3 protein-coding genes and 1 pseudogene are annotated in these 5135 nt (G+C 42.6%); 3 read left to right on the plus strand and 1 reads right to left on the minus strand.

The window, feature by feature from the left end; translation table 11 throughout:
- The 3 genes and pseudogenes from AAC037_RS19380 to AAC037_RS19390 all read left to right on the plus strand — a co-directional run.
- Positions 1-1280, plus strand: a pseudogene (locus AAC037_RS19380) (DNA polymerase III subunit alpha); the annotation flags it as partial.
- Positions 1281-1433: 153 nt separating this feature from the next.
- Complete coding sequence (locus AAC037_RS19385; protein WP_339904926.1) at positions 1434-2576, plus strand: hypothetical protein; 1143 nt, start codon at positions 1434-1436, stop codon at positions 2574-2576.
- Between the two features lie 238 nt (positions 2577-2814).
- The gene (locus tag AAC037_RS19390; RefSeq protein WP_339904927.1) at positions 2815-3804 is read left to right on the plus strand and encodes a hypothetical protein; all 990 of its coding nucleotides are present in this window, start codon (positions 2815-2817) and stop codon (positions 3802-3804) included.
- Between the two features lie 224 nt (positions 3805-4028).
- On the opposite strand, the gene AAC037_RS19395 is transcribed toward AAC037_RS19390, so the two are convergent.
- Positions 4029-5135, minus strand: a 1107-nt coding sequence (locus tag AAC037_RS19395) for a c-type cytochrome domain-containing protein (RefSeq protein ID WP_339904928.1), incomplete at its 5' end; no start/stop codon positions are given.

Consider the following 5135-nt stretch of genomic DNA (forward strand, 5'->3'; position numbering starts at 1 on the left):
TGGTAGCTGCCAGTTCCATCATCAGGCCGGGTGTGGCCCGCTCGGGCATGATGCGGGAATACATTCTGAGACATGTTAATCCCGCACGCCGGGAAAGGGCCCATCCGGTACTGAAGGACATCATGCCTGAGACGTACGGCATCATGGTCTATCAGGAAGATGTCATCAAAGTTGCCCACCATTTTTCCGGACTCACACTGAGCGAAGCGGATGTGCTCCGTAGAGGAATGAGTGGCAAATCCCGTTCTAAAGGCGCCTTACAAAAAGTCAAAGAACGCTTTTTCTCCAACTGTCAGGAAATGGGCAGGGATGCAACTGTAACAGGAGAAGTATGGCATCAAATCGAAAGCTTTGCCGGTTATTCCTTTGCCAAGGGGCATTCAGCATCTTTCGCTGTGGAAAGTTACCAAAGCCTGTACCTGAAAGCCCATTATCCTTTGGAGTTTATGGTGGCGGTTATCAATAATTTTGGTGGCTTTTACCATACTGAATTTTATATACACGAACTACGCATGAATGGGGCTGATGTACAGGCCCCACACCTAAACGAAAGTGACTACTTTACCAATATCAAGGGGAAGACCGTTTACCTGGGCTTTGTACATATGAAATACCTGCAACAAGAAACCTCCGGCAGATTATTGGCCGAAAGACAAAAGGCAGGCCACTTTACCGGACTAACTGATTTTATTTCTCGGGTAGACATCAGTTTGGAGCAATTGCTGATTCTTATCCGCATCGGCTGCTTTCGGTTTACAGGCAAGAGCAAGCAAGAGTGTTTATGGGAGGCCCATTTTATCATGCACCGCAAAAAAAGCCCTACCGGTGGAAGTCAGCGTTTATTTGTCAATGCAGGATTTCGTGAGTTGAAGGCGCCGGTACTGGAAGATTTAGACCTGAGACAGGAAATCATCGATCAACTTGAAATATTGGAATTTCCGCTGATCAGCCCTTTCCACTTGGTAAAAGATCAGCAAACTACGGGAATTGCTGCCTTGGAAATGAAGCAGTTCCTAGGCAAGCGTGTGCAACTTATTGGATATCTCGTTACGGTCAAATATACACGTACCGTGAAAGGAGATGTAATGAATTTTGGTACTTTTATAGACAAGGATGGACACTGGATAGACACGGTTCATTTTCCTCCGGTAGTTAAAAAAACACCCTTAAAAGGGCGAGGTATCTACCTTATTAAAGGCAAGGTAACGGAGGAATTTGATTTTTACAGCATAGAGGTAAGTAGCTGCAAAAGGATGGAATACTGGAATGCAGAGGATTAACCTTAGAAAAACAGGAGGAGAACACTTCAAGATAAGCCATTACAAGCAAACCCTCCAATAGCATTTGACCATTCACTTTAAAAATGAATAAAACCACTATTGAAATGGAAATCCACTAAATTTTAATTAACTTAATAGTTCAATCACCTGGCTATGAAAAAAACAATCCTACTGCAACTCTGCTTGATCACTAGCCTGTTTTCATGTGGATCTACCAATAATGAAAACTCCCCAAACACCTCATACACTTTAGAAATAGTAGATTCTGTGCAGGTGGATTTTCTAGGAAACCTGCAACTTTATGCGGTTCATTCGGCTAGGGATTTATTTCTTTTCCATGAATGCCGAAAAAATCAATTCATCCTCACGGATAAAAACGGGGAAGTTCTATCCTCCCTCGATCAACCGGGCGATGCACCCAGCTCCTATGGAAATACCGCTTGTTCCGCTACTTTTGTCGGAGACAGTATCGTTGTCATGGGGAGACAAAAGCTGGTAATTTATGATCTTAATTTTGATTATATCAAAAGTCATAAAAAACCCTACGCGGGTAAAGGAATGTTTTACTCCGGATACGACCATTTGCAAAAGGCCAATATAGCCAATGAAACCCATTTAGTTGCCTTTACCGGAGGCCCCCAACATCCAGTCGCTACAAATCAGGAGGCCTATTACATCCATTTCAACACCTTTGATCTAATCAACCTTGATTCCGGTGGCTACGTACCCATTACTCCCCTGCATCCCGAAAGCAGGTATAAGCAGGGTAAGGCATTTAATTTTATCAGGCCGATGTTTCAGGTAAATGAAGACAAGATTCATTTTATTTTTGCCACAGACACCTTATTTCACAGCCACGACCTGAGCAAAGCGGAAAATGAATTAACCGTGGAAGGTATCCCATTTGATGATTTTATCCTCAATCCAGGATACCCATTTGGGGGAAGTGAAGATTATGACACCCCTAAACCTAAAAAAGGTGAAGTAAAAAGCTATTTTAAGGTGGATGAAAAAGACCTGATCCTTTACCAGTCCGGCCTATCTCTTGAAAACACCCCACTCCGAGGAACTACTTCCCGGGAGGAATGGAAGGAAATCAATGCTCGACTAAACCCTTTAAAATTTCTTGTAAGAGAAGCTGAAGGGGTATACAGCGAAGTAGGCCTCTGTCCCACCAATTTTACCCCTACACATGTAGATGGTAAAAATCGGTTGTGGGCGCGACAGCATGTTGAGCTTTTGGATCAGGAACCTGAATTCTACACCATCTATCAGGTAGCATTGGTGCCGGAGTAAAAGTCATTACTGAAAGTAGCGAGAAACCTGGTAGTTCTAAAAAAGATATGCAGTTACGATTTAGTAGATTTTAGGCCCGTTTCAACTCGAAGTCAGCTTACTAGCCTTGGTTAAAGGGGATTTTTTGGTTTAAAATGATATTTTTACAAATCAAATTCAGATTTAATCCAGCAGATGACATGCTGGAACCACTGTTGATGTGAAACACATCATCGAATAACCTCAAAAGACAATCACTATGCGAATAAATTTTCTTTCCGCTATTTTTTTGGTCTGCTTATGTTTGAATGCAGGAGCACAAAATTCAGAAATGGATGATAGTAATATAGGGATAAAACCAAATAATGCGATTAACGGAAGTTTATTTGACAGAGATAGGGCTGAGGAAAAATCATTGAAAAGCATCAATATTGAAGCCGGTATAGTAATTTCTCCTCCACCAGGCAGACTGGCAATTGTGGCGGATGGCAATTCCCCCGACCCGGATGATCTTGGTGGAACAGCCGTTTCTTTAGCGCTGCTGCGGGCTGTAGGATTAACCGACAGATTGGTGCATTACTCCCACAGTTGTGATTTGGTTAGAGGGGCAAGGATTTCTGCAAGGGCTGAAAGAGAGCGGCACTATTTGATGCAAGTAGCCTGCGATGTTACAGCACGTAGATGGGGTGGATATGATTCCTTGTTCTTTTTCGATGCCCTTTGGCAACAAGAGGAGACGATCAAAGATTTGGCTAAAGCAATAAATGCCTCTTCGGCTGAAAACCCTTTATGGATCATTGAAGCAGGTGAGCCTGACATTATAGCACTCGCTTTAGAGGCGGCCAATAGTGATAAAAACCAATATGTAAAGGTTATTACCCATCATCCGGCAAATGACAATGCGGGAGATTTTTTCACCTGGAAGCAGCTATTGGATTTTGGTGTTGAAGAAGTTCGTATTCCGGATCAAAATACAAACCTAAAGGTGGATTTAGCACAATGGGATTGGGCTAAAAATCACGCTGATCCAAGAATTCAGTGGGTTTGGATGCTTGGGAAAATAGCAGAAGTAGATGATGTAGTCAAATTTCAAAAAGATAAATGGGATTGCTCTGATGCCGGCATGGTGCTATATTGGATTACCGGAGCCACTAATGGAGGATTGAAATCAGGAACTGTAGAAGATGTAAAAGATATATTGTTGAACCATATTGAAGCCAATCCGATGGCAGGTCAAACTTTGAATTAACAATCCATAACAAACTGGAAGTATTATCACAACCAAGCCTCAATTCCGTCTAGGATTGGGGCTTGGTATTATTTTTACTCTGGTCTTCCAAGATCAATGTGGCTCAAATAGTTAAATGCGAAATACTATTACGTCCTAGAATCAATTCAAACAAGCTGATTTCATTTTGGTGGCAACACTTCCTTAGATAGTTCGGGAAATCCTATTGCAGAATCCGGCTTAAATCAATTACTAACCGCTATGGGTTTTACTTCTACATTGGTTGAATCCAGGACATTTACTTCATAGCCCAGATTGATATCAAGATTTCCAGAATTTTCCATAAAGGCGGCTGCACCCTCCCTACTTACCTGCGTTTCCCATGCGTACAAACGTCTCAAATTAGGTAAACTTGCAAGGTGGGCAAGCCCTTCATCTGTAATACTTGTGCCATACAGGTTGAGTGATTCCAAGTAAGTAAGCCCCTGCAGATTTGCCAGCCCGGCATCTGTTACTGCTGTTTTTTCTGCCCTTAGTCTTGTAAGGTTTTTCAATTTTCCCACTTCCGCAAGTCCATTATCCGACAGTTGGGTATTTTTTACATCCAACCAGGTTATTTGCTCAGGGAAATCTGCTGCTAATCTTGTAAGAATGGCATCTACTGAATCTTTTCTATACAATGTAACTTGCAACCAATTGTCTTCATTGGAAAGTCGCTTAATCGCAATGCCTTCATTCACGTATGCGTTTAATTTTTCTTCTTCAATGGCTGTGGTACCTTCTGCCAGTAAAATTTCTACAGCGGATTTGTTTGCATTGGGATCAGACAGCGTAAGCAATACATTTTGCACTTCATCATCCGCCTCAAGTTCAGCCACTTTCTTATCAAATGACGCTCCTTCATTGATCCACCATTCTAGCAATAGCACTTGCTCATCAGTGAGCTGTGACTTGCCTTTAGGGGGCATATGGTCATCATGGTTTTCTTCCAGATGTACCCTTTTGATCATTTCACTTTCTGCCGCACTTCCGGGTTCAAAAATGGCACCATTCTCTCCACCTTTCATAAGGGCTTCTGGGGTGTGCATTTGTAGGTCCCCTTTCTTCTTGCTGGCATTGTGACAGGAATTGCAGCGCTGCTCCATGATGGGATGGATGATATCTACATACACCACCGCTTCATCCAAATTTTCGATTAATTTAGGTCCTTTTTCTTCCACAGGTATCCCGGCCAACCTTTTCATGGTATCGGGCATGTACTGGGTAAGGTAAGTAGAACCATGCGTTAGCGATCCACCATAATGACCGGCACCAGCAAGGAGCAACATCATCACAGAGAGCGTGCCTATATA

It is taken from the genome of uncultured Cyclobacterium sp. (assembly GCF_963976465.1).
Taxonomy (GTDB): domain Bacteria; phylum Bacteroidota; class Bacteroidia; order Cytophagales; family Cyclobacteriaceae; genus Cyclobacterium.